The sequence below is a fragment of the Pseudomonas sp. TH37 genome (assembly GCF_016650735.1).
GTDB classification, from domain to species: domain Bacteria; phylum Pseudomonadota; class Gammaproteobacteria; order Pseudomonadales; family Pseudomonadaceae; genus Aquipseudomonas; species Aquipseudomonas farris.
In genome coordinates this window covers 442,804-465,089 of record NZ_JAEKFD010000005.1, presented here as the reverse complement: position 1 = coordinate 465,089, position 22,286 = coordinate 442,804, and the positions used below count along the sequence as shown (strand labels likewise).

General features: G+C 59.8%; 18 protein-coding genes and 1 pseudogene. 7 read left to right on the top strand and 12 right to left on the bottom strand.

Translation table 11 applies throughout. The features are described 5' to 3' along the window. Positions 1 to 166 precede the first annotated feature (166 nt). Together JFU11_RS16545 and JFU11_RS16540 are read right to left on the bottom strand one after the other, a co-directional pair. The gene (locus JFU11_RS16545; RefSeq protein ID WP_201061348.1) at positions 167 to 805 is read right to left on the bottom strand and encodes a peroxiredoxin; all 639 of its coding nucleotides are present in this window, start codon (positions 803 to 805) and stop codon (positions 167 to 169) included. A gap of 280 nt (positions 806 to 1,085) precedes the next feature. Continuing rightward, positions 1,086 to 2,411 carry an OprD family outer membrane porin gene (locus tag JFU11_RS16540; protein WP_201061346.1) on the bottom strand — a complete coding sequence of 442 codons (1,326 nt, stop codon included), beginning with the start codon at positions 2,409 to 2,411 and terminating at the stop codon, positions 1,086 to 1,088. A 365-nt stretch (positions 2,412 to 2,776) separates the two neighbouring features. On the opposite strand from JFU11_RS16540, the gene tauA reads away from it, so the two are divergent. After that, positions 2,777 to 3,766: a taurine ABC transporter substrate-binding protein gene (gene tauA, locus JFU11_RS16535; RefSeq protein WP_201061344.1), complete on the top strand. Its 990-nt coding sequence runs from the start codon at positions 2,777 to 2,779 to the stop codon at positions 3,764 to 3,766. Between the two features lie 168 nt (positions 3,767 to 3,934). Here tauA and argA read toward each other — a convergent pair whose 3' ends face one another. Then, positions 3,935 to 5,233: an amino-acid N-acetyltransferase gene (gene argA / locus JFU11_RS16530; RefSeq protein ID WP_123360972.1), complete on the bottom strand. Its 1,299-nt coding sequence runs from the start codon at positions 5,231 to 5,233 to the stop codon at positions 3,935 to 3,937. A gap of 147 nt (positions 5,234 to 5,380) precedes the next feature. Further along, a complete protein-coding gene (gene argE, locus JFU11_RS16525) occupies positions 5,381 to 6,547 on the bottom strand; it encodes an acetylornithine deacetylase (RefSeq protein ID WP_123720294.1) in 1,167 nt (388 codons plus the stop codon). Between the two features lie 319 nt (positions 6,548 to 6,866). On the opposite strand from argE, the gene JFU11_RS16520 reads away from it, so the two are divergent. Beyond that, positions 6,867 to 8,234, top strand: a complete 1,368-nt coding sequence (locus tag JFU11_RS16520; RefSeq protein WP_201061342.1) for a CYTH domain-containing protein — start codon at positions 6,867 to 6,869, stop codon at positions 8,232 to 8,234. Between the two features lie 128 nt (positions 8,235 to 8,362). On the opposite strand, the gene JFU11_RS16515 is transcribed toward JFU11_RS16520, so the two are convergent. Further along, entirely contained in the window at positions 8,363 to 8,833 is a 471-nt protein-coding gene (locus tag JFU11_RS16515) for an Lrp/AsnC family transcriptional regulator (protein ID WP_018927598.1), read from the bottom strand. A gap of 127 nt (positions 8,834 to 8,960) precedes the next feature. Here JFU11_RS16515 and JFU11_RS16510 point away from each other — a divergent pair, with 127 nt between their 5' ends. The 5 genes from JFU11_RS16510 to JFU11_RS16490 all read left to right on the top strand — a co-directional run bounded on the left by JFU11_RS16510 (position 8,961) and on the right by JFU11_RS16490 (position 13,044). After that, positions 8,961 to 9,299: a hypothetical protein gene (locus tag JFU11_RS16510; RefSeq protein ID WP_123720293.1), complete on the top strand. Its 339-nt coding sequence runs from the start codon at positions 8,961 to 8,963 to the stop codon at positions 9,297 to 9,299. A 90-nt stretch (positions 9,300 to 9,389) separates the two neighbouring features. Next, positions 9,390 to 11,174: a GspE/PulE family protein gene (locus JFU11_RS16505; protein WP_123720292.1), complete on the top strand. Its 1,785-nt coding sequence runs from the start codon at positions 9,390 to 9,392 to the stop codon at positions 11,172 to 11,174. Positions 11,175 to 11,291: 117 nt separating this feature from the next. Then, a complete protein-coding gene (locus JFU11_RS16500) occupies positions 11,292 to 12,206 on the top strand; it encodes an SPFH domain-containing protein (protein ID WP_123720291.1) in 915 nt (304 codons plus the stop codon). A gap of 11 nt (positions 12,207 to 12,217) precedes the next feature. Beyond that, positions 12,218 to 12,655 carry an NfeD family protein gene (locus JFU11_RS16495; RefSeq protein ID WP_201061339.1) on the top strand — a complete coding sequence of 146 codons (438 nt, stop codon included), beginning with the start codon at positions 12,218 to 12,220 and terminating at the stop codon, positions 12,653 to 12,655. 68 nt (positions 12,656 to 12,723) lie between these two features. Next, positions 12,724 to 13,044: a DUF2388 domain-containing protein gene (locus JFU11_RS16490; protein WP_007899427.1), complete on the top strand. Its 321-nt coding sequence runs from the start codon at positions 12,724 to 12,726 to the stop codon at positions 13,042 to 13,044. A gap of 116 nt (positions 13,045 to 13,160) precedes the next feature. Here the strand turns inward: JFU11_RS16490 and gcvP are convergent, their stop codons facing one another. The 7 genes and pseudogenes from gcvP to JFU11_RS28125 form a co-directional block, all read right to left on the bottom strand. Further along, on the bottom strand, positions 13,161 to 16,034 hold the full coding sequence (gene gcvP, locus JFU11_RS16485) for an aminomethyl-transferring glycine dehydrogenase (protein ID WP_201061337.1): 2,874 nt from the start codon (positions 16,032 to 16,034) through the stop codon (positions 13,161 to 13,163). Positions 16,035 to 16,230: 196 nt separating this feature from the next. Next, a complete protein-coding gene (gcvH, locus tag JFU11_RS16480; RefSeq protein ID WP_038980852.1) occupies positions 16,231 to 16,614 on the bottom strand; it encodes a glycine cleavage system protein GcvH in 384 nt (127 codons plus the stop codon). A 50-nt stretch (positions 16,615 to 16,664) separates the two neighbouring features. Then, entirely contained in the window at positions 16,665 to 17,747 is a 1,083-nt protein-coding gene (gene gcvT / locus JFU11_RS16475; protein ID WP_123720288.1) for a glycine cleavage system aminomethyltransferase GcvT, read from the bottom strand. Positions 17,748 to 17,903: 156 nt separating this feature from the next. Beyond that, positions 17,904 to 19,520, bottom strand: a complete 1,617-nt coding sequence (locus JFU11_RS16470; protein ID WP_201061336.1) for an iron ABC transporter permease — start codon at positions 19,518 to 19,520, stop codon at positions 17,904 to 17,906. Positions 19,521 to 19,699: 179 nt separating this feature from the next. Then, positions 19,700 to 20,704 (bottom strand): extracellular solute-binding protein, encoded by a 1,005-nt coding sequence (locus JFU11_RS16465; RefSeq protein ID WP_123360961.1) that lies wholly within the window; start codon positions 20,702 to 20,704, stop codon positions 19,700 to 19,702. 247 nt (positions 20,705 to 20,951) lie between these two features. Then, entirely contained in the window at positions 20,952 to 22,169 is a 1,218-nt protein-coding gene (locus tag JFU11_RS16460; protein ID WP_201121329.1) for a 2-octaprenyl-3-methyl-6-methoxy-1,4-benzoquinol hydroxylase, read from the bottom strand. Between the two features lie 9 nt (positions 22,170 to 22,178). Continuing rightward, a pseudogene (locus tag JFU11_RS28125) lies at positions 22,179 to 22,274 on the bottom strand (tetrameric acyl-CoA thioesterase); the annotation flags it as partial. Positions 22,275 to 22,286: the final 12 nt, after the last annotated feature.

Below are 22,286 nucleotides of genomic sequence, written 5' to 3'. Positions count from 1 at the left end.
TTTGTGGATGACATGAAATTTTCACTGGCCGGTCTGCCGCCTTCGCGGGCAAGCCCGCTCCCACAGGGTTTTAGGTCTGCCACACATTTCTGACCCTCCCCCAATCCACTGTGGGAGCGGGCTTGCCCGCGATAGCGATTTCAGCCACTCCGCAAAATTCGGATGATTACCTGTTCGGTTGCGGCGTCAGACGCAGGTACGGCTTCACCGCACGATACCCCTTGGGAAAACGTCGATTGATTTCGTCTTCGTCCTTGAGCGACGGCACGATCACGACTTCATCACCTTCCTGCCAGTTGGCCGGGGTGGCCACCTTGTAGTTGTCGGTGAGCTGCAGCGAATCGATCACCCGCAAGATTTCATTGAAGTTACGGCCGGTACTCGCCGGGTAAGTAATCGTCAGTCGAATCTTCTTGTTCGGATCGATCACGAACAGCGAACGTACGGTCAGGGTGTCGTTGGCATTCGGATGGATCAGGTCATACAGGTCGGACACTTTGCGGTCCGCATCGGCGAGGATCGGGAAGTTGACGATGGCGTTCTGGGTTTCGTTGATGTCCTCGATCCACTTGTGATGTGAGTCCACCGGATCCACGGACAGGGCGATGGCTTTGACGCCGCGTTGAGCGAATTCATCCTTGAGCCTGGCGGTGAAGCCCAGCTCGGTGGTGCACACCGGCGTGAAGTCCGCCGGATGGGAAAACAACACGCCCCAGCTATCGGCCAGCCATTCGTGGAAACGGATAGTGCCGGCGCTGGAATCCTGTTCGAAATCGGGGGCGATATCGCCAAGTCTGAGGCTCATGGTGCTGCTCCTTGTGAGTGCTTGTTGAGTTCAACTGTGCCTGCGTTCGATATTAATTAAAAAGAATAAATATCGATTTATTTAGATCTGAAGTGAATATTAAATATCTGTTCACTGGACCTGAATGCACATGAGGACGAACATCGCCGACAAGGTTCGAGAAGGCCTTGAGTTGCTGCAAAAGAGGGGAATTTCAAGGGGGGTTTACGGGGGTGAGCCCGCCTTGAAAACGCAAAAGCCCCGCCCGGCGTGATGCCGGGCGGGGCTTTTTTTCTACGTCTTACATGAAGCTGTAAGTGTAGTTGAAGATCAAGCGAGTCTGATCCTGGTCAGCGATACCGGTACTGCTGCCACGGTAGGTGCCGTGACGCAGAGTAGTGCCGAAGCCTTTCAGAGGGCCTTGCTGGACAACGTAGTCCAGGCGCATGTCGCGTTCCCACTCGGACGAATCGCTTCCGCCAGTGGCGGATTTGATGTCGTCACCGTGGAGGTAGGCAATTGCAGCCTTCAAGCCCGGAACGCCCAAGGCGGTGAAGTCGTACGAGTATTGACCGAACGTGGTGTTCTCACCTGCGCGGACAAACTGATGGATCATGCTATCGGTAAACAGATAGAAGCTTGAGCCGCCAGCCCCTTCGTTACGACCGCTGTCATTCAAAAGGCTACCCTGGTTCAGGTAGACGAAGCCACCGTCATCGCCGACTTGCTGGTGACCCAACAGGAAGGCGCTGCCACCCAGGGTATAAGTGAACATGGCGCTCCAGGTCTTGTTATCGACCTCGCCCGGGGTCTTGGCATAGCCACCGTTGTTGTTGAACCGATAGCCGGCGTCACCGTTGCGGCCATCCGAGCTGCTGTCGAAGTAACGCAAGTCAGTTTTAAACGACTGGTTTTCGCTGATCGGGAAAACGTGTACCGCGCCCAGGAAGTGCTGCTTGTAATAGTCTTCGAGGTTGGCGTAGTAGTACTGCAGGGTCAGGTCTTTGGTGACTTTCCAGTCCGCACCACCGTAACGGAACTGGTTGCTTTCCTCAGTACCGCCGCTCACTGCCAGGCCTGTGCTGTTAGTCCCCGCACGGCCAACGGCGTGCTCCAACTGACCGGCATTGAAGGTTACGTTGTCGATTTCCTTGGAGGTGATGGTGCCACCTTCAAAGGTTTGCGGCAGCAGACGACCATCGCTGGCCACCAGAATTGGCAGGTTAGGCGCCAGGGCACCACCTAAGTGAGCCTCGGTTTTCGAGAAAAGCGCCTTTACGTTGCCAGACAGACGACTCCAGTTGTGTACGGCCGAACCGTCGGTGTCGCTTGGAACAAAGGTGTTGGTATCCGGGTGGTGACCTTTGCCGCCATCGAGGTGGATACCGACCAGGGCTTGGGCGTCGATACCAAAACCTACGACGCCTTGGGTGAAGCCGGACTTGTAGTCGAACTTCAGGCCGGTGGCCGTTTCGCGCTGGTCAGAACCGCCTTCGCGGTTATCGTTATCGAAGTACAGGGTACGGGAACTGACGGACGCCTTGCTGTCTTCAATGAAACCGGCGGCGCCTGCCTGCTGCGCCAAAACCCCTACGGCCACAGCCAGGGCCAAGATGGACTTCTTCATTGTTTCGCTCCTCTCGTTCTAATTTTTGTGTTCTTTGGTCTCGGGTCTAACGCCCCAGATCCACAGATGCGCGATTAGCGCCAGACCGTGACTAACAAGTCAATCGTAACCATGTGTGTCTACGACCAAGGTCTAACCGCAGTGATTTGGTCCCTGCAGGGTAATGATTTCCTCATAAACCCAAAAAGAATTATTTCATTCTTTTTCATGCCATTTAGGAATATAGCTCTCAAGCAATGATCCGAACCGGGACAAAAGGTATCGGCTCATAAGCTAATTCCTAAATGGTATTTATTGGCCTTTTTTTAGATCGATTAGCGTTGGCGTACTCCCCATACGTCAATCACTTTCGAAAAGGCGACGCCATGATGGCCAAACGCGCACTATCTAGTCAATTTGTTACAGTTTGTGTATCGCTGATATTTTCTTTTTCCGCTCACGCGGCGACTCTTACCGTCGGTTATCAAACCGGTATCGACCCGAGCAAAGTCCCTCAGGCTGATGGTGTTTACGAGAAAACCATTGGCCAGAAAATCGATTGGCGTCGTTTCAACAGTGGCCCGGAAGTGGTCACCGCCATTGCGTCCGGTGATGTGCAGATTGGCAACCTCGGCTCAAGCCCGCTGGCGGCAGCCGCTTCGCGTAACCTGCCGATTGTCGCGTTCATTGTTTCGGCTCAGATCAACGCTGCCGAAGCCCTTGTGGTGCGCAATGGCAGCGGCATTGATAAACCGCAAGATCTGATCGGCAAGACCATCGCCACGCCCTTCGTTTCAACCTCCCATTACAGCCTGCTCGGCGCGCTGAAGCATTGGGGCCTGGACGCCTCGAAAGTCAAAGTGGTGAACCTGCAACCGGCGGAAATCGCCGCGGCCTGGAAGCGTGGCGACATCGATGGCGCGTTTGTCTGGTCGCCGGCGTTGGGGGAGATCCGCAAGACCGGCAAGACGTTGACCGACGCCGGGCAGGTCGGCCAATGGGGCGCGCCGACCTTCGAGGTGTGGGTCGCTCGCAAGGATTTCGCCGAGAAGCATCCAGAAGTCGTGGCCCGATTTGCCAAGGTCACCCTGGACTCATTCGCCGACTATGCCGCCCATAAAGACAGCTGGACCGCCGATTCGGTACCCGTACAGAAAATCGCCAAATTGACCGGTGCCAATGCCGCCGATGTGACGGAGCTACTGGCCGGTTCCGCATTCCCGGATGCCAAGGCACAACAGACCACCGCGCTGCTCGATGGCGGCACAGCCAAGGCGATTGGCGAGACGGCGAAGTTCTTGAAGGAGCAAGGGAAGGTCGAGACGGTGCTGCCGGATTATTCGCCCTATGTCAGCGCTAAATACGTCACTGAATGACACGCAAAACCTGTGGCGAGGGAGCTTGCTCCCGCTGGAGGCCGGAGGACTCCCAAACCCGACGACGCGGTGAATCAGTCATAACGCGTTTACTGGTTTTGGGGCCGCTTCGCAGCCCAGCGGGAGCAAGCTCCCTCGCCACAAAAGCCAACACAGACAGCCACCCAGTCAGAGCGTTTTTTCGAAGATCTTCGAATTACGCTGGTAGTTGTAAAGCGACGCCCGCGCCGACGGCAGGCGTTCGACGCTGCTTGGCACGAAGCCCCGCTCACGAAACCAGTGGGCCGTCCGGGTGGTCAGCACGAACAAGGTTTTCAGTCCTTGTGCCCGGGCGCGGGTTTCGATGCGTTCCAGCAGTTCATCGCCGCGACCGCCATGGCGGTACTCCGGGTTCACCGCCAGACACGCCAACTCCCCAGCATCCGAATCGGCGATCTGATACAGCGCCGCGCAGGCGATGATCATGCCTTCGCGTTCGACCACGCTGAACTGCTCGATCTCACGCTCCAGCACCTCGCGGGAACGGCGTACCAGAATGCCTTGCTCTTCCAGCGGGCTGATCAAGTCCAGCAAACCGCCGACATCCTCGATGGCTGCCTCGCGCACAACTTCGAATTGCTCCTGGGCCACCAGCGTACCGCCACCGTCACGGGTGAACAGTTCGGTCAACAGCGCGCCATCTTCGGCGTAGCTGACGATGTGACTGCGCGCCACCCCGCCCCGGCACGCCTCAGCGGCCGCATCCAGCAGCTCGGCCTGATAATTGTTGCCCAGACGCTGCAAATGCGCCGGCACTTGTTGCGGACGCAATTCGCGAACCAGACGACCATTTTCATCGATCAAGCCCAGATCGGCACCGAACAGCAGCAGCTTGTCCGCCCCCAGATCGATAGCCGCGCGGGTAGCGACATCTTCGCAAGCGAGGTTGAAGATCTCACCGGTCGGCGAGTAACCCAACGGCGACAACAGCACGATGGAGCGTTCGTCCAGCAGGCGATTGATGCCCTTGCGATCGACCCGGCGCACTTCGCCGGTATGGTGATAGTCGACACCTTCAAGTACGCCGATCGGCCGTGCAGTCACCAGATTGCCGCTGGCCACCCGCAGGCGCGAACCCTGCATCGGCGATGAAGCCATGTCCATGGACAGTCGCGCTTCGATGGCGATACGCAGTTGGCCGACCGCATCGATCACGCACTCAAGCGTCGCCGCATCGGTGATGCGCATGCCATGGTGGTAATGCGGGGTCAGGCCGCGAGCAGCGAGGCGGGTTTCAATTTGCGGACGCGAACCGTGAACCAGCACCAGACGCACGCCCAGGCTGTGCAGCAGCACCAGGTCGTGGACGATGTTGCCGAAGTTCGGGTGCTCCACGCCGTCGCCGGGCAGCATGACGACGAAGGTGCAATCGCGGTGGGCGTTGATGTAAGGCGAAGCGTGACGAAGCCAATTGACGTATTCGGGCATGAACCTGGGCCTGTAATAAATAGCAGCCGAAAAAAGGGTAAAGCAGTAAACGCACAGCGGGCTGATGGTTATCGTCGGAACAGGCTTGGCGACACGCGCGCTCTCCTCATGAATACGGGTTGGGACATCGGCAATTTATACACGCTCCTACACTGGCATCGTCGTTTTGGCCGGCGTCAGGCAGTAATGTTCAATCAGTTGTCGTAATAGATGCACGGTAGGCTGCAAACGTGACATTTCGAGGTATTCCCCCGGTTGGTGTGCGCAGGCGATATCACCCGGCCCCAATACCAATGTTTCACAACCAAGACGCTGAAGATAAGGCGCTTCCGTGCCGAACGCCACTGCTTCGGCGCGATGGCCGGTGAGCTTTTCGGCGACCCTCACCAATTCCGAGTCCTCAGCCTGCTCGAAGGATGGCACTTCGGGGAACAGCGGCGCGTAATCGATCTTCACCTGATGCCGTTCGGCAATCGGGTTGAGCTTCTGCAAAATCGCCGCGCGCAAGGCTTTGGGGTCCATGCCTGGCAATGGACGCAAGTCGAACTCCAGCGAGCACTGGCCGCAGATTCGGTTGGGATTGTCACCCCCGTGAATGCAGCCGAAATTCATCGTCGGTTGCGGCACGCTGAACTGCAGGTTACGGAACTCGCGCTGCCACGCCAGGCGCAAGCCGCGCAGTTCGCCGATGGCATCGTGCATGGCCTCGAGGGCGCTGTGGCCCAGGCGCGGGTCGGAGGAATGGCCGCTCTGGCCGAGGATGTCGATGCGTTCCATCATGATGCCTTTGTGCATCCGCACCGGCTTCAGCCCGGTCGGCTCGCCGATCACCGCCGCGCGACCTAATGGCCGACCGGCTTCGGCCAGAGCGCGAGCGCCAGACATCGAGCTTTCTTCATCGCAGGTGGCGAGGATCAGCAAGGGTTGCTTGAACGGTTGGTCGAGCAAGGGTTTGACGGCTTCGATGGCCAGGGCGAAAAAACCCTTCATGTCGCAACTGCCCAAGCCGACCCAGCGACCGTCCACTTCCGTCAGTTTCAGCGGATCGGTCTGCCACAACGCCTCGTCGTACGGCACCGTATCGCTGTGACCGGCCAGCACCAGGCCGCCGGGGCCGGAACCAAAACTGGCCAGCAGATTGAATTTACCGGGGCTGACCTGCTGGATATCGCAGGCAAAACCCAAGTCCCCGAGCCATGTCGCCAACAAGTCGATGACCGGCCGATTGGTTTGATCCAGGCTGGGTTGGGTACAGCTGACGGACGGCGCGGCGATCAGCGCAGCGAACTGATCTTTCATGGACGGCAAAGGCATCGCTGACTCCCAACACTCCCGAATTGAAGTCCATCATAGAACCATCCGGCGACAGGAATAAACCGCTACGGCGCGTAGGGTCTGTTGACGCTTGGTGACGAGCCGCGACGGAGACCCACTTGGTGCAGGGCAAGGCGCGAGGAACGTGGTTTGGTCGCCCCAAATAAGTTCCGAGCAACGCAGCCCTGCGCCAAGTGGGGCCCGTCGCGGCTCGTCACCAAGCGTCAACAGACCCTATCTCGGATGAGTCCTGTACACTGCACGACCTTGGCAGCCACACATTCCCCCGGCTGCGCTCCCGATCCTGGATTTTCCGGCCATGCAGAAAGAAACCGAAATCAAACTCCGCGTCAGCCGCGAAACCCTCGCCGCCCTGCGCGAGCACCCGTTACTGAAAAAACGCAACAAAAGTGGCTGGGAACGCCGTGAGTTGATGAACCAGTACTTCGACACGCCTGAGCGCGACCTGGCCCGCGCCAAGGTTGCCCTGCGCCTGCGCCGCGATGGCGAAGAAGTGATTCAGACCCTCAAGACCCGTGGCCAGAGTGTCGCCGGTCTGTCCGAGCGTCACGAGTACGACTGGTCCCTGCCCAAAGCCAAACTCGACGTGAAGAAACTCGACGGTGAATGCTGGCCCGAAGAGCTGGCCGAGCTGGACAAGAAATCCTTGAAAGCCATCTTCACCACCGATTTCGTTCGCGAACGCGCGGAAATCGCTTGGGGCCGTGGCAAGACCAAAGTGGTCATCGAAGCCGCGCTGGACCTGGGCCACGTAGTAGTCGGCAAGCAGAAAGAAGAAATCTGCGAGCTGGAACTGGAGCTGCGCGAAGGCGAACCGGCCGCACTGCTGGAACTGGCCGCAGAACTGGCCGCGACCCTGGCGCTGATGCCATGTGACATCAGCAAGGCCGAACGCGGTTATCGCCTGTTCGACGCCAACAGCTACTCGCTGAGCTTGCCGGCGCCGCAGATCACCGCCGAAATGCCGCTGGACGATGCGTTCGCCGCGTTGAGCTGGCATTTGCTGAGCAGCAGCCAGCGTCTGGCCGAGCAATATCGCTTCAATGGCCACTGGCGCCTGTTGCAGGACTGGGTCGAGAACCTCGCTGAAATGCGCGCGCTGATCAGCAGCCTCGGTCAGGCCGCACCGCGTCAGTCGACTCACGATCTGCGGGTCGCGCTGGATGCCCTGCTGGAAGACTGGCGCCCGCTGGTACAAGCCGGCCTGGACGACGAAGACGTGCGCAAAGCCGCGCCGGAGCAATTCCTCGAAGAACTGGAAGACGTGCGCTGGGGCCTGTTTTCCCTGAACACCTCGCGCTGGTTGCTGGCCCGCACCTGGGCCGCCGATCGCAACACCCGCGGCAATCGCCAGGGTGCTGCACAACTGGGCAGCTGGCTGCCGCGCATGCTGGGCGAAGAAGCCAACTCGCTGCAATTGCAGCGTTACCAGCAACAGCCGGAAGACTTGGCCGAGCAGCTGCCGCGTATCGAGCGCATCCAGTCCTGGCTGCACCATGCCCGCGGCGTGCTGGAGATCCCGGAAATGGATCGCCTGTATGGTGAGCTGAACAAACTGACGCAACTGGCCAACGAGCCGATCACCGATGAATCGCTGGATGCGCGTAAGCACCAGGCGATTGCGGTGTATCAGAATCGCGCCTGGAAGATGCTCCTGCGTATGTAAGACCGCCATCGCGGGCAAGCCCGCTCCCACAGGGATCAATGTTGGAACGCGCATCGTGTTTCAACACAAAATACTGTGGGAGCGGGCTTGCCCGCGATGAGGCCCTCACACTCACCGCACGACTTGGCTCAGCGCAACACCGGCAAACTGGTGGTCGACTTGATTTCCGACAACGCCACGATCGAGTTGACCTCCTGAATCCCCGGCACCATCGACAGCTTCTCGAAGAAGAAGCGCTCATAAGCCTCGATGTCCGCCGTGACGATCCGCAGCAAGAAATCCACCGACCCCATCAGCACATAACATTCCAGCACTTCGGGAAAGCCGCGAATCGCCTCGGTAAACTCAGTGAAGTTCGAGCGTCCGTGGGCGTTGAGTTTGATCTCGGCGAAAATCTGCGTGTTAAGGCCGATTTTCTTGCGGTCAAGCAACGTCACCTGACCGCGAATGATCCCCTCCTCTTTCATCCGCTGAATCCGCCGCCAGCACGGCGACTGCGAGAGCCCCACCTGTTCGGCGATCTGCGCGCTGGAGAGCGAAGCGTCCTCTTGCAGCAACGCGAGAATCTTGCGGTCGTAGCCATCCAGCTCGCTGTGCATAGAAAAACCTATAGTTGGTACTAAATCGAATTGATCGATTCGATAAATGGTCAATAAGCCCAATCATAGATAAGAAATGTCCGGCACCGAATGTAAAAATTCCTCCAGTGATTTTGGAGACCGGACCATGCCGCATTTAGAAGCCGTGAACACCCCGCCCGCCCGTGCCGATGTCTGGAACGTCAGCAACGCCCACTGCCGCGTTCACTATCAATTACTGGCCGAGGCCGAGCCGGATCTGCTGTGTCGGGCGCTCAACTTGTTCGCCTTGCAGTTTCTGACGCCGCAGCAGGTCAACGTGCAGCGCATGGACGATCTGCTGTCGATCGACATCGTCATGGACGGCCTGAGCTGGCACCGTGCTCAAGTGATCGCGGAAAAATTACGTAACCTGATCAGCGTCTGCTCGGTGAACCTGCAAGCGGCTGATTCTGCGTGGGGAGAGTCGGTTCAGGCGGCAGGCTGAAAAAACCCGACACGTCTTGGTCGGGTAGTGGCCCAACGGTCTGCGGGTGCGCGGCTATCCTTTGCGAACGGTTGTTCATAAGGAGCCCGCATGTCCGTTCAACTCGCCACTCAGGACCGCTGGCTGGACCTCAATGATTTGCTGCGTGAATTGGTCGCCCAAGGCTTTATCAGCCAGGATTCGGCCGAACACGCGCTCAACGCCCGCCGCCGTCACGCCATAAATGGTCAGCAGCACCCGCTGGAATTCATCGCCAGCCAACACCTGGACGACCTCAGCCGTCCCGGCAAACACCTCGATCTGGAAAGCCTGACGCTCTGGCTGTCTCAGCAGGCCGGTCAGCCTTACTTGCGCATCGACCCGCTGAAAATCAATGTCGCGGCTATTACGCCGTTGATGTCCTATGCCTTCGCCCAACGCCACAAGATTCTGGCGGTGTCCATCGACCGCGACGCCGTCACCGTGGCCAGCGCCCAGCCCTTTGTCAGCAGCTGGGAAGCTGACCTGACCCACGTGTTGAAGCTGCCGATCAAACGCGTGGTGGCCAACCCGGTGGACATCCAGCGCTTTAGCGTAGAGTTTTTCCGCCTGGCTAAATCGGTCACCGGCGCCACCAACGCTGATCAACAAACAAGCACCCTGGGCAACTTCGAACAGTTGCTCAACCTCGGCGCCAGCGACCAGGAGCCGGACGCCAACGACGCACACATCGTCAACATCGTCGATTGGCTGTTCCAGTACGCGTTCCAGCAACGGGCCAGCGATATCCACATCGAACCCCGGCGCGAGCAAGGCACGGTGCGCTTTCGCATCGACGGCGTGCTGCACAACGTCTATCAATTCCCGCCGCAGGTGACCATGGCCATCGTCAGTCGCCTGAAAAGCCTGGGGCGGATGAACGTCGCGGAAAAGCGCAAACCCCAGGACGGCCGGGTCAAAACCAAAACCCCGGATGGTGGCGAAGTCGAGCTGCGGCTGTCGACATTACCGACGGCGTTCGGCGAGAAGATGGTCATGCGGATCTTCGACCCGGAAGTGCTGCTCAAGGACTTCGATCAGTTGGGTTTTTCCGCCGATGACCTGCGTCGCTGGCAAGACATGACCCGCCAGCCCAATGGCATCATTCTAGTAACAGGGCCGACCGGTTCAGGCAAGACCACCACGCTGTACACCACCCTGAAGAAACTGGCGACGCCGGAGGTCAACCTCTGCACCATTGAAGACCCGATCGAAATGGTCGAACCGGCGTTCAATCAGATGCAGGTCCAGCACAACATCGACCTGACCTTTGCCGCCGGCGTGCGTGCGCTGATGCGGCAAGACCCGGACATCATCATGATCGGCGAGATCCGCGACCTCGAAACCGCCGAAATGGCGATTCAAGCGGCACTCACCGGCCACTTGGTGTTGTCGACGTTGCACACCAACGACGCCCCGAGCGCCATCAGCCGCCTGCTGGAACTCGGCGTGCCGCATTACCTGATCAAGGCCACGGTGCTCGGGGTCATGGCTCAGCGTCTGGTCCGGACCCTCTGCCCGCATTGCAAGGCGCCATTAACTTTGGGCGAGGACGACTGGCAAACCCTGACCCGGCCTTGGCAAGCGCCACTGCCAGGTAACGCACAACGCGCCATCGGCTGCCTGGAATGCCGCGAAACCGGTTATCGCGGCCGCGCCGGGGTGTACGAAATCATGCAGCTGACTGACGGTATTAAAGCGCTGATCAACCCTGATACCGATTTGCTGGCGGTCCGCCGTCAGGCCTTCAAGGAAGGCATGCGCAGTTTGCGGCTGTCGGGGGCGCAGAAAGTGGCGGCGGGTTTGACCACGATCGAAGAGGTGTTGCGAGTGACGCCGCAGAGTGAGCAGAAGTAGGCAATAGTTCCGGTAGCGCGCGTTCAGACATATAAAGCCCCAAGTCGAACACAACACTGCAGGCCTTTTGCCCTACACTCTGGCCATCGTAACTCCACCAGATGGACAGGGACCGTTATGGGTATTGCACTGATTCTTTTCGTCGCGCTGGCCGTGGCCATTCTTTTCATGGGCTTCAAGGTGGTGCCTCAGGGTTTTGAATGGACGGTCGAACGTTTCGGCCGTTACACCAACACCCTCAAACCAGGCTTGAACATCATCATTCCGGTGATGGACCGCATCGGTCGCAAGATCAACGTGATGGAAAGCGTGCTGGACATCCCGCCTCAGGAAGTCATCACCGCCGACAACGCCACCGTGCAAATCGACGCCGTGTGCTTCTTCCAGGTGGTCAACACCGCCCAGGCTGCCTATGAAGTGAACAACCTCGAACACGCCATCCGCAATCTGCTGCAAACCAATATCCGTACCGTGCTTGGCTCCATGGAGCTGGACGCGATGCTCAGTCAGCGCGACAACATCAACGAAAAACTGCTGCGCACCGTTGATGAAGCCACGGCGCCGTGGGGCATCAAGATCACCCGGATCGAGATCAAGGACATCAGCCCTCCCGCCGACCTGATGGCCGCCATGTCCGGCCAGATGAAAGCCGAGCGGATCAAACGCGCACAGATTCTTGAAGCCGAAGGTTTGCGCGCCTCGGCGATCCTCACCGCCGAAGGCAAGAAGCAGGCGCAGATTCTGGAAGCCGAAGGTAGCCGTCAGGCCGCGTTCCTCGAAGCCGAGGCCCGGGAGCGTCAGGCCCAGGCCGAAGCCCAAGCCACCAAAGTGGTGTCCGAAGCCATCGCCGGCGGTAACGTGCAGGCGGTCAATTACTTCGTTGCGCAGAAGTACATCGATGCCTTGGGCAAACTGGCCTCGGCCAACAACAGCAAAGTGATCCTGATGCCGCTCGAGGCCAGTTCGATGATCGGCGCAGTCGGTGGCATTGGCGAAATCGTCAAGGCCACGTTCGACGGCAAGAAAGGCTGAGGTCGGTGCCCATGGAGCTGTTTTCGTTCTGGAGCTGGTTGGCCTTGGGCACGCTGCTGCTGATCCTCGAGGTATTCGGGGCCGGTGGCTATCTGTTGTGGATCGGCATGGCAGCCGCCGCCGTCGGCGTGCTGACGTTCGTGATACCGGGCTTGCCCTGGGAATTGCAGGTGCTGCTGTTTGCGGTCTTTTCAATCCTCACCGCGCTGTACTGGTGGAGACGTCAGCGCAGTGCGGTACGGGTCAGCGACCAGCCGAATCTGAACCTGCGCGGACAAGAGCTGATAGGCAAGGTGTTCGTGGTCAGCGAAGCGATTGTCGACGGCCGCGGCAAGATCAAGGTCGCCGATGGCGTGTGGATGGCCCGAGGACCTGACTCCGCATCCGGCAGCCGTGTTCGGGTGGTCGGCCAGCAAGGGGCGATTTTACTGGTGGAGCGAGCCGACTAACGTCACGGAACTCGATTGGGTTATCGGCAATCAAAGCCCGCAGTTAAAACCCAGTGGAGTCACCTTTTATGCGTCTCAAACTTGCTGTCGCTACCTTCGCCGTGTTGTCCCTTCAAGTCGGTTCGGCGATGGCTGATGACAGCTTTTTGCGTAACGTCCTTACTTCCGGTGCCACCACCGGTACGTCCTACCTGACCTCCAGGGATCACAAGCTGGTCGTCGCCGCCCAGGACGACGCCGGCAGCTTTGTCGCCAGTGACGGCGCCATTCGCGGCCCGTACCTGGAAGCTGCCATGCAGAAAGTCCGCGCCGATAACCCTGGCCTGCAAGCCACGGACATGGAACTGGCGAACGCAATCCTGGCGAAGAATGCCATCGCCTCAAAATAAGGTTCGTTGCTGAACAAAATGCCGCTCTCATGAGCGGCATTTTTTTGCCCGAAATGCGATCCATTGTGGGAGCGGGCTTGCTCGCTCCCACATTGGGGTTTGTGTGTTCCGTTACTTCAGCGGTATTCGTCCACCGGCACACACGCGCAAAACAGATTGCGGTCGCCATAGACATTGTCCACCCGGTTCACCACCGGCCAGTACTTATGGGCCTTGGTGTGAGCATCCGGCGTCACCGCCTGCTCAATGCTGTACGGGCGCTCCCAAACCCCGGTGATGTCGGCCAAGGTATGCGGTGAGCGTTTCAGCGGGTTGTCCTCCGCCGGCCAGTTGCCGTTCTGCACCTCGGTGATTTCCGCGCGAATACTCAGCATCGCGCCGATAAAACGGTCCAGCTCCGCCTTCGACTCACTCTCGGTCGGTTCGACCATCAACGTCCCCGGCACCGGGAATGACATGGTCGGCGCATGGAAGCCGTAGTCCATCAGGCGCTTGGCAACGTCCTCTTCACTGATTCCGGTCAGCGCCTTGAGCGGTCGCAAGTCGAGGATGCATTCGTGGGCCACTCGCTCGTTGCGCCCGGTGTAGAGCACGGGAAAGGCGCCGGCCAAATGCTGCGCCAGGTAATTCGCGGCGAGAATCGCCACCTCGCTCGCATCCGCCAATTGCGGCCCCATCATCGCGATGTACATCCAGCTGATGGGCAGAATGCTTGCGCTGCCCCAAGGTGCCGCGCTCACCGCGCCGTTCTCCGGCAGCGGACCTTCGATTGGCACCACCGGGTGATTGGCGACGAATGGCGCCAGGTGCGCCCGAACGCCGATCGGGCCCATTCCCGGTCCGCCACCGCCGTGGGGAATGCAGAAGGTTTTGTGCAGGTTCATGTGCGACACGTCGGCACCGATGTCGGCCGGCCGTGCCAATCCAACCTGCGCATTAAGGTTGGCGCCATCCATGTACACCTGACCGCCGTGGCTGTGGATAACTTCACAGATCTCGCTGATGCCTTCCTCGTAGACCCCGTGAGTCGACGGATAAGTCGCCATCAGGCAGGCGAGTTTGTCCCCCGCCTCCGTGGCTTTTTCCTTCAGATCATTCAGATCGACATTACCCCCCTCGTCGCACTCGACGATCACCACCTGCATCCCGGCCATCTGCGCCGAAGCCGGGTTGGTGCCGTGGGCCGAGGACGGGATCAGGCAGATATCCCGCGCGCCCTGATGGCGGCTCTCGTGATATTTGCGAATCGCTAGCAACCCGGCGTACTCGCCCTGAGCGCCCGAGTTGGGTTGCATGCAGATCGCATCGAAACCGGTGACCGCGCAGAGCCAGCGCTCCAGTTCCTCGATCATCAAGGAATAACCCACCACCTGCTCTTTCGGCACGAACGGATGCAGGTTGGCGAACTGCGGCCAGGTGATGGGGATCATCTCGCTGGTGGCATTGAGCTTCATGGTGCAAGAGCCCAGCGGAATCATCGATTGGTTGAGCGCCAGGTCTTTGTTTTCCAGCTGCTTGAGATAACGCAGCATTTCGGTTTCGCTGTGATGAGCGTTGAACACCGGATGACGCAGATACGGCGTACTGCGCTGCAACCCGGCAGGAATGCCGGATGCCAGCGCTTCAGCGTCCAGTTCGTCGACGTTGAGCCCATGATCGGCACCGAGAAACACATCGAACAGCTTCGCCACGGTGGTTTCGTCACAGGTTTCGTCGAGGCTCAGGCCGAGCTGTCCTCGGCCGAGAATGCGCAAATTGATCTGCGCGGCCTGGGCACTTTCGATGATCGCAGTCTGAGTGCCACCGACCTCCAGGGTCAGGGTGTCGAAGAAATGCTGGTTGAGACGGGTGATCCCATGACGCTCCAGTCCGGCGGCGAGGATGCAGGTCAGCCGATGAACGCGTTGGGCAATCCGTTTGAGCCCTTCCGGGCCATGGTAGACCGCGTAGAAACTGGCGATATTGGCCAGCAGCACCTGAGCGGTGCAGATGTTGGAGTTGGCTTTCTCCCGACGGATGTGTTGCTCGCGGGTTTGCAGGGCCATGCGCAGGGCGACGTTGCCACGCGCATCTTTCGACACACCGATGATCCGCCCGGGAATCGCCCGCTTGTATTCGTCGCGGCTGGCAAAAAACGCCGCGTGCGGGCCGCCATAACCCATGGGCACGCCGAATCGCTGAGACGAACCGAACACCACATCGGCGCCCAACTCCCCCGGCGGGGTCAGCAACAGCAGGCTTAGCAGATCGGTCGCCACACAGGCCAGGGCTTGCTGGGCATGCAGATGATCGATCAATGGACGCAGATCGCGCACTTCACCGTGAGTGTCGGGATATTGCAGCAGCGCGCCGAACACCTGGTGCTGTTTCAAGTTATCCACAGCGTCTACGATCAGCTCGAAACCGAACCCTTCGGCCCGGGTCCGCACCACGGAAATGGTTTGCGAGTAGCAATTCTCATCGACGAAAAACAGGTTACTTCTGGATTTGGCCACGCGCTTGGCCAGAGCCATGGCCTCGGCTGCCGCCGTGGCTTCATCCAGCAGCGAGGCGTTGGCCAGTTCCAGGCCGGTCAGGTCGATGGTCAGCTGCTGGAAATTCAGCAACGCTTCGAGCCGGCCTTGGGCGATTTCTGGTTGATAGGGGGTATAGGCGGTGTACCAACCGGGATTTTCCAGCACGTTGCGCAGGATGACGGCCGGCGTGAGGGTGCCGTGGTATCCCATGCCGATCAGGCTGGTCCAGACCTGATTCTGCTCGGCGTAGCCCCGCAGCTTGGCCAGCGCGGCTTCTTCGTCGAGGGCCGGCGGCAGATCCAACGGCCGGTTGAGGCGGATTCCCGGCGGCACCGTCTGCTCGATCAGTTCGACCCGGCTGCCAAGACCAAGGCTGTCGAGCATCGCTTGCTGCTCGGCGGCATCGGGGCCCAAGTGGCGGCGCAGGAAGGTATTGGAGTCGCGTAACTGGCTCAAGGACGGCAACTGGGACATGACGGGCTCTCTCTTGACTGGCGCTCGGCGTCGATGCAATGCGGTCAAACCAGCATAGCAGTCGCTGTCGAGGAGCCATTGAGAGTCATACAAGAACGGTGTAGGAGCTGCCGAAGACTGCGATCTTTTGACCTTGATTTTAAAAAAACAAGATCAAAAGATCGCAGCCTTCGGCAGCTCCTACACGGGGCGAGCATTACTCGCCAATAGCAGCCTTGTAGGCCACCGGGTCGAGCAGGTTGTTCAGCTCAGAGGTATCGCTTGGCTCGAGCTTGAAGAACCAGCTGTCATAAGGCGCGCTGTTGACCAGTTCCGGGTTGTTGGCCAACTCTTCGTTAACGGCTATGACTGTACCGGAGACTGGCGAGTAGATATCCGACGCAGCCTTGACCGATTCGACTACACCTGCAGCCTCACCGGCAGCGAACACTTTGCCGATTTCCGGCAACTCAACGAACACTACGTCACCCAAGGCTTCCTGAGCATGGTCTGAAATACCCACTTTCACGCCGCCATCATGGTCTAGACGGGCCCATTCGTGACTTTCGGCAAAACGCAGGTCGACAGGGATTTCGCTCATGTTCTGTGTCCTCAAGAAAAATGTCAGCGGTCATTGCCCGCCAAAAAAAGTTAGATCAAGGTTTTGCCGTGGCGTACGAAGGTCGGTTTGACCACTCGAACCGGGTACCACTTGCCACGGATTTCCACTTCAGCGCGGTCGGCGGTGGCCACCGGCACGCGCGCCAGTGCTATCGACTTGCTAAGCGTAGGAGAGAAACTACCACTGGTGATCTCCCCTTCGCCAACATCGGCGATGCGAACCACTTGATGCGCCCGTAAAACTCCACGTTCTTCAAGGACCAGCCCCACCAGTTTGTGCTGTACGCCGCTGGCCTTTTCCGCTTCCAGGGCGCTGCGGCCGATGAACTGGCGCGTGGCCGGCTCCCAGGCAATGCTCCAGGCCATGTTGGAGGCCAATGGCGAAACTTCTTGATGAATGTCCTGACCGTAGAGGTTCATGCCGGCTTCGACACGCAAGGTATCGCGCGCGCCGAGGCCGATCGGGGAAATACCCGCGCCCACCAGATCGTTGAAAAAGCCCGGTGCCTGATCGGCCGGCAGCACGATTTCCAGACCATCCTCACCGGTGTAACCGGTGCGCGCGATGAACCAGTCACCGTCAGTCTGACCTTCGAAATATTTGAGCTGCTGAATCAGCGTGCCACGGGACTGAGTCACCAGTTCGGCAATCTTGTGCCGGGCGTGGGGCCCTTGAATGGCCAGCATCGCCAGCTCGGAGCGCTCGTTGAGCTGCACCTCGAAGTCGCCGAGATGCGCCTGCATCCAGGCCAGATCCTGATTGCGGGTGGAGGCGTTGACCACCAGGCGATAACCGTCCTCGAGACGATAGACGATCATGTCGTCGACGATGCCGCCGTGCTCGTTGAGCATGGCGCTGTACAAGGCACGGCCGGGGCTGTGCAGACGTTCGACGTCATTGGCCAGTAAATACTGAAGCCAGGCCTTGGCCTGGGGGCCGTCAACATCGATCACGGTCATGTGGGATACATCGAAAACCCCGCAATCGCGGCGCACCTGATGGTGTTCCTCGACCTGCGAGCCGTAATGCAGAGGCATATCCCAACCGCCAAAATCGACCATCTTCGCGCCGAGGGCGAGATGAAGGTCATACAGAGGCGTACGCTGTCCCATGGGTTTCTCCTTCCGGGCGTGGCGAAGGTGCGGACAGGCGCTGTACGGGGTGAAATGCCTTGAAATAAAAGGCTTTCAGCCGTTTCAGCCACCCGGTCTGAAAGACGGACCGCACCGAATGCCGCGCATTGTAGCCGCAAGGTGTAGGACTGACACCTACGTGTTTCGATGCGCCGAACGTCGGATCAATCCGATGACCGGTAACAACCCGACCAACACCAGGGTCAGTGCCGGCAACGAGGCCCTCGCCCACTCACCCTCGCTGGTCATTTCAAAGATCCGCACTGCCAGCGTGTCCCAGCCAAACGGGCGCATCAGCAGGGTCGCGGGCATTTCCTTGAGCACATCGACGAACACCAGCAACGCCGCGCTCAACGTGCCTGGCAGCAGCAGCGGCAGATACACTTTGAAAAACAGTCGTGGCCCACTGACGCCAAGGCTACGTGCTGCTTCGGGCAAAGATGGCCGTATTCGCGCCAGGCTGCTTTCAAGCGGTCCATAGGCCACCGCAATGAAACGCACCAGATAGGCCAGCAACAACGCCGACAGACTGCCCAACAGCAACGGTTTGCCCGCGCCGCCAAGCCAGCCCGACAGCGGGATCACCAGTTCGCGATCCAGGTAACTGAACGCCAGCATGATCGACACTGCCAGCACCGAGCCCGGCAAGGCGTAGCCAAGGTTGGCCAGACTGATGCCGGAGCGGATCGCCCGGGTCGGCGCCAATCGACGGGCAAAGGCCAGCACCAGAGCGACACTGACGGTGATCAACGCCGCCATGCCGCCCAGGTACAAGGTATGGATGATCAATCCGGTATAGCGCTCATCCAGATCGAAGCGTCCGCGTTGCCAGAACCACACCACCAGTTGCAACACGGGAATGACGAAGGCGCAGGCGAAGACCAGGCCGCACCAGCTCATGGCCACCAGCGCCTTGACCCCGCGCAGGTGATACAACGCCTTGACCCGTGGCCGTTCGTTGCTCGCCCGGTTGGCCCCGCGGGCACGGCGCTCGCCATACAGCACGACCATCACCACCAACAGCAACAGGCTGGCCAGTTGCGCGGCGGTGGAAAGACTGAAAAAGCCGTACCAGGTCTTGTAGATAGCGGTGGTGAACGTATCGAAGTTGAACACCGACACCGCACCAAAATCCGCCAGGGTTTCCATCAGCGCCAACGCCACTCCCGCGCCGATGGCCGGACGTGCCATGGGCAACGCCACTCGCCAGAACGCCTGCCACGGGGATTGCCCAAGGACTCGCGCCGCTTCCATCAAGCCTTTGCCCTGGGCCAGGAATGCGCTACGCGCCAACAGGTAAACGTAGGGATAGAAAACCAGTACCAGCACCAGAATCACACCGCCGGTGGAGCGCACTCGCGGCAGCCTCAAACCGCTGCCGAACCATTCGCGCAGCAAGGTTTGCACGGGTCCGGCGAAATCCAGCAGACCGACGAAGACAAATGCCAGCACGTAAGCAGGAATCGCAAAGGGCAGCATCAACGCCCAATCCAGCCAGCGTCGCCCGGGGAATTCGCAGAGGCTGGTGAGCCAGGCCAGGCTGACGCCCAGCAACGTTACGCCGAAACCGACGCCGAGGACCAGCGTGAGGGTATTGCCCAGCAGTCGCGGCATCTGGGTGTCCCACAGGTGGGACCAGATCTGCTGATCGATGGTTTGCCAGGAGAGAAGCAGGACACTCAGGGGCAGCAGGACCAGCGCAGCAATGGCGAAGACCAGGGGATACCAGCGGCGTTGGGCGGGGTGGGCCAAGGAAAGCTCTCGTTTAAATGATTGTGCCCACGCTCTGCGTGGGCACACATCTTGTGACGCTCTGCGTCACGCCTCGACGCGGAGCGTCGGTGGATGCATTCCCACGCAGAGCGTGGGAATGATCAGAGGCCGGCAGGGACGCCGCCGACTTCATTCTGTGGCGCAGTATATCGACAGACTCAGTTCCAGCCAGCCCGATCCATCATCCGGATCGCTTCGGCCTGACGCTTGCCGGCGATTTCCACCGGCAAGGTGTCGGCCACAAACTTGCCCCAGCTCGCGACTTCAGCTGAAGGCTGAACGGCAGGGTTGGCCGGGAATTCCTGGTTCACGTCAGCGAAAATCTTCTGTGCTTCAGGCGTGGTCATCCACTCCACCAGCGCCTTGGCGGCTTCCGGGTGTGGAGCGTGTTTGGTCAGGCCGATGCCCGACAGGTTGACGTGCACGCCACGGTCGCCCTGATTCGGCCAGAACAGCTTCACCGGCAGGTCCGGCTTCTGTTTGTGCAGACGACCGTAGTAGTAAGTGTTGACGATGCCGACGTCGCACTGACCGGCGTTGATCGCTTCCAGCACGGCAATGTCGTCGGAGAACACGTCGGTGGACAGGTTGTTGACCCAGCCTTTGAGGATTTTCTCGGTTTTCTCGGCGCCATGGACTTCGATCATGGTGGCGGTCAGGGACTGGTTGTAGACCTTCTTCGCCGTGCGCAGGCACAGGCGGCCTTCCCACTGTTTATCGGCCAGCGCTTCGTAGGTAGTCAGCTCACCGGGTTTCACCCGGTCGGTGGAGTAGGCGATGGTCCGCGCCCGCAGGCTCAGGCCGGTCCAGGCATGGGAGGACGCACGGTATTGCAACGGGATGTTGGCGTCGATCACCTTGGAAGTGAACGGCTGGAGGATGCCCATCTGCTCGGCCTGCCAGAGGTTGCCGGCATCGACGGTCAGCAACAGGTCGGCGGTGGCATTTTCGCCCTCGGCCTTGATCCGCTGCATCAGCGGCGCTTCCTTGTCGGTGATGAACTTCACCTGCACGCCGGTTTTCTGGGTGTAGGCATCGAAGACTGGCTTGATCAGCTCATCGATACGCGAGGAGTAAACCACCACCTCGTCAGCGGCCTGGGCGGCGGTGCTGCCAATCAGGGTCAGGGCCAGTGCAGTCAGTAGACGCTTGGGTGCCAACATGGAAGCGGTCTCTCGAATGGGGAAGTGAGGACAAATGATAAGGACTCACATTTCGCTTCTCAATCGAACAGTGAGTGGAGGCGTTACTGGATGTTGCACGGCTTGGGATATGAGGTGGCTGGTCTGCCGCCATCGCGGGCAAGCCCGCTCCCACAGGTATTCAGGTGTTAATGCATTATGTGTGAGCCCTGAAGATCCTGTGGGAGCGGGCTCGCCCGCGATGGGGCCAGTTACCTCAGCGAAAATTTCAAGCCTTGGAGAGTGTCGGCAGATCCCCAATCAACCCAAGCGCCTCACGCACGAACAACGCCTTGGCCTCGGGCATCTGATCGACCATCTTCAACCCGGTATTACGCAACCAGCGCACCGGCAACGGATCGGCCTGGAACAGTCGCTCGAACCCTTCCATCGCCGCCATCAACGCCAGGTTGTGGGGCATGCGCCGACGCTCATAACGACTGAGCACTTTCACATCCGCCAACCGCTCGCCACGCGCGGCCGCTTGCAGCAGCACTTCGGCCAGCACCGCGGCATCGAGGAAACCGAGGTTCACGCCCTGCCCGGCCAGCGGATGGATGGTGTGGGCCGCGTCGCCGATCAGCGCCAGGCCTTCAGCCACATACCGCTTGGCATGACGCTGACGCAGCGGCACGCACAAACGCGGGTCGACGCTGAGCACCGTGCCGAGGCAACCCTCGAAGGCCCGTTCCAGCTCCTTGCAGAAGCCTTCGTCATCCAGCGCCATCAGGCGTTCGGCTTCGCTCGGCGTGGTCGACCAGACGATCGAGCACCAATCCTGTTGACCGTCCCGCTCCAGCGGCAGAAACGCCAGCGGGCCACTGTCGGTGAATCGCTGCCACGCGGTCATTTGATGAGGTTTTGAGCTGTGCACACTGGTAACGATCGCGTGGTGCATGTAATCCCACTCGCGAGTCGCAACGCCGGTCAGGCGCCGAACAGCCGAGTTGGCACCATCCGCCGCGATCACCAAAGGCGCGCGCAAGGTGCGGCCATCGGCCAGAGTCAGCAGCCAGTCGTCACCGGAGCGGCGCATCTGCTCCAGACGCGCATTCGCCAGCATCCCGAGATCGCAGTCGTGCAGTCGATCGAGCAGAGCGTCCTGAACCACGCGGTTCTCGACGATATGCCCGAGCACTTCGGCATGCACGCTGGTCGCCGAGAAATGGATCTGCCCGGTGCCGCTGCCGTCCCAGACATGCATGTCGGTGTAAGGACTGCAGCGTCGACTAGCAATGCCATCCCAAACACCCAGGCGTTCGAGTATTCGCTGGCTGGCCGCCGACAAGGCGCTCACCCGCGGTTCGAACGGAGCCTGCCCATTGAAGGGTTTGACGCTCAGGGGGCTACCGTCCAGCAGCAGGACTTCGAGCCCACTGTTTTGTAACGCCAGCGCCAGGGCACTGCCGACCATTCCGGCCCCGACAATCAGCAGATCTGCGCGCATTTCCATGCTTTAAGCCTGTCTCGCTTGCGGCTTGAGCCGCACGTAAAGGTTTGTCTCGACTCGCGTCACCCAAGTGCCCGCGTCGCCATGAATATCGACTTGGAGGTGCACCCTGCC

Excerpts from the sequence above, each read along its gene's own strand:
- JFU11_RS16545 (WP_201061348.1), bottom strand. The coding sequence starts at position 805 with ATGAGCCTCAGACTTGGCGATATCGCCCCCGATTTCGAACAGGATTCC.
- JFU11_RS16540 (WP_201061346.1), bottom strand. The coding sequence starts at position 2,411 with ATGAAGAAGTCCATCTTGGCCCTGGCTGTGGCCGTAGGGGTTTTGGCG.
- tauA (WP_201061344.1), top strand. The coding sequence starts at position 2,777 with ATGATGGCCAAACGCGCACTATCTAGTCAATTTGTTACAGTTTGTGTA.
- argA (WP_123360972.1), bottom strand. The coding sequence starts at position 5,233 with ATGCCCGAATACGTCAATTGGCTTCGTCACGCTTCGCCTTACATCAAC.
- argE (WP_123720294.1), bottom strand. The coding sequence starts at position 6,547 with ATGCCTTTGCCGTCCATGAAAGATCAGTTCGCTGCGCTGATCGCCGCG.
- JFU11_RS16520 (WP_201061342.1), top strand. The coding sequence starts at position 6,867 with ATGCAGAAAGAAACCGAAATCAAACTCCGCGTCAGCCGCGAAACCCTC.
- JFU11_RS16515 (WP_018927598.1), bottom strand. The coding sequence starts at position 8,833 with ATGCACAGCGAGCTGGATGGCTACGACCGCAAGATTCTCGCGTTGCTG.
- JFU11_RS16510 (WP_123720293.1), top strand. The coding sequence starts at position 8,961 with ATGCCGCATTTAGAAGCCGTGAACACCCCGCCCGCCCGTGCCGATGTC.
- JFU11_RS16505 (WP_123720292.1), top strand. The coding sequence starts at position 9,390 with ATGTCCGTTCAACTCGCCACTCAGGACCGCTGGCTGGACCTCAATGAT.
- JFU11_RS16500 (WP_123720291.1), top strand. The coding sequence starts at position 11,292 with ATGGGTATTGCACTGATTCTTTTCGTCGCGCTGGCCGTGGCCATTCTT.
- JFU11_RS16495 (WP_201061339.1), top strand. The coding sequence starts at position 12,218 with ATGGAGCTGTTTTCGTTCTGGAGCTGGTTGGCCTTGGGCACGCTGCTG.
- JFU11_RS16490 (WP_007899427.1), top strand. The coding sequence starts at position 12,724 with ATGCGTCTCAAACTTGCTGTCGCTACCTTCGCCGTGTTGTCCCTTCAA.
- gcvP (WP_201061337.1), bottom strand. The coding sequence starts at position 16,034 with ATGTCCCAGTTGCCGTCCTTGAGCCAGTTACGCGACTCCAATACCTTC.
- gcvH (WP_038980852.1), bottom strand. The coding sequence starts at position 16,614 with ATGAGCGAAATCCCTGTCGACCTGCGTTTTGCCGAAAGTCACGAATGG.
- gcvT (WP_123720288.1), bottom strand. The coding sequence starts at position 17,747 with ATGGGACAGCGTACGCCTCTGTATGACCTTCATCTCGCCCTCGGCGCG.
- JFU11_RS16465 (WP_123360961.1), bottom strand. The coding sequence starts at position 20,704 with ATGTTGGCACCCAAGCGTCTACTGACTGCACTGGCCCTGACCCTGATT.
- JFU11_RS16460 (WP_201121329.1), bottom strand. The coding sequence starts at position 22,169 with ATGCGCGCAGATCTGCTGATTGTCGGGGCCGGAATGGTCGGCAGTGCC.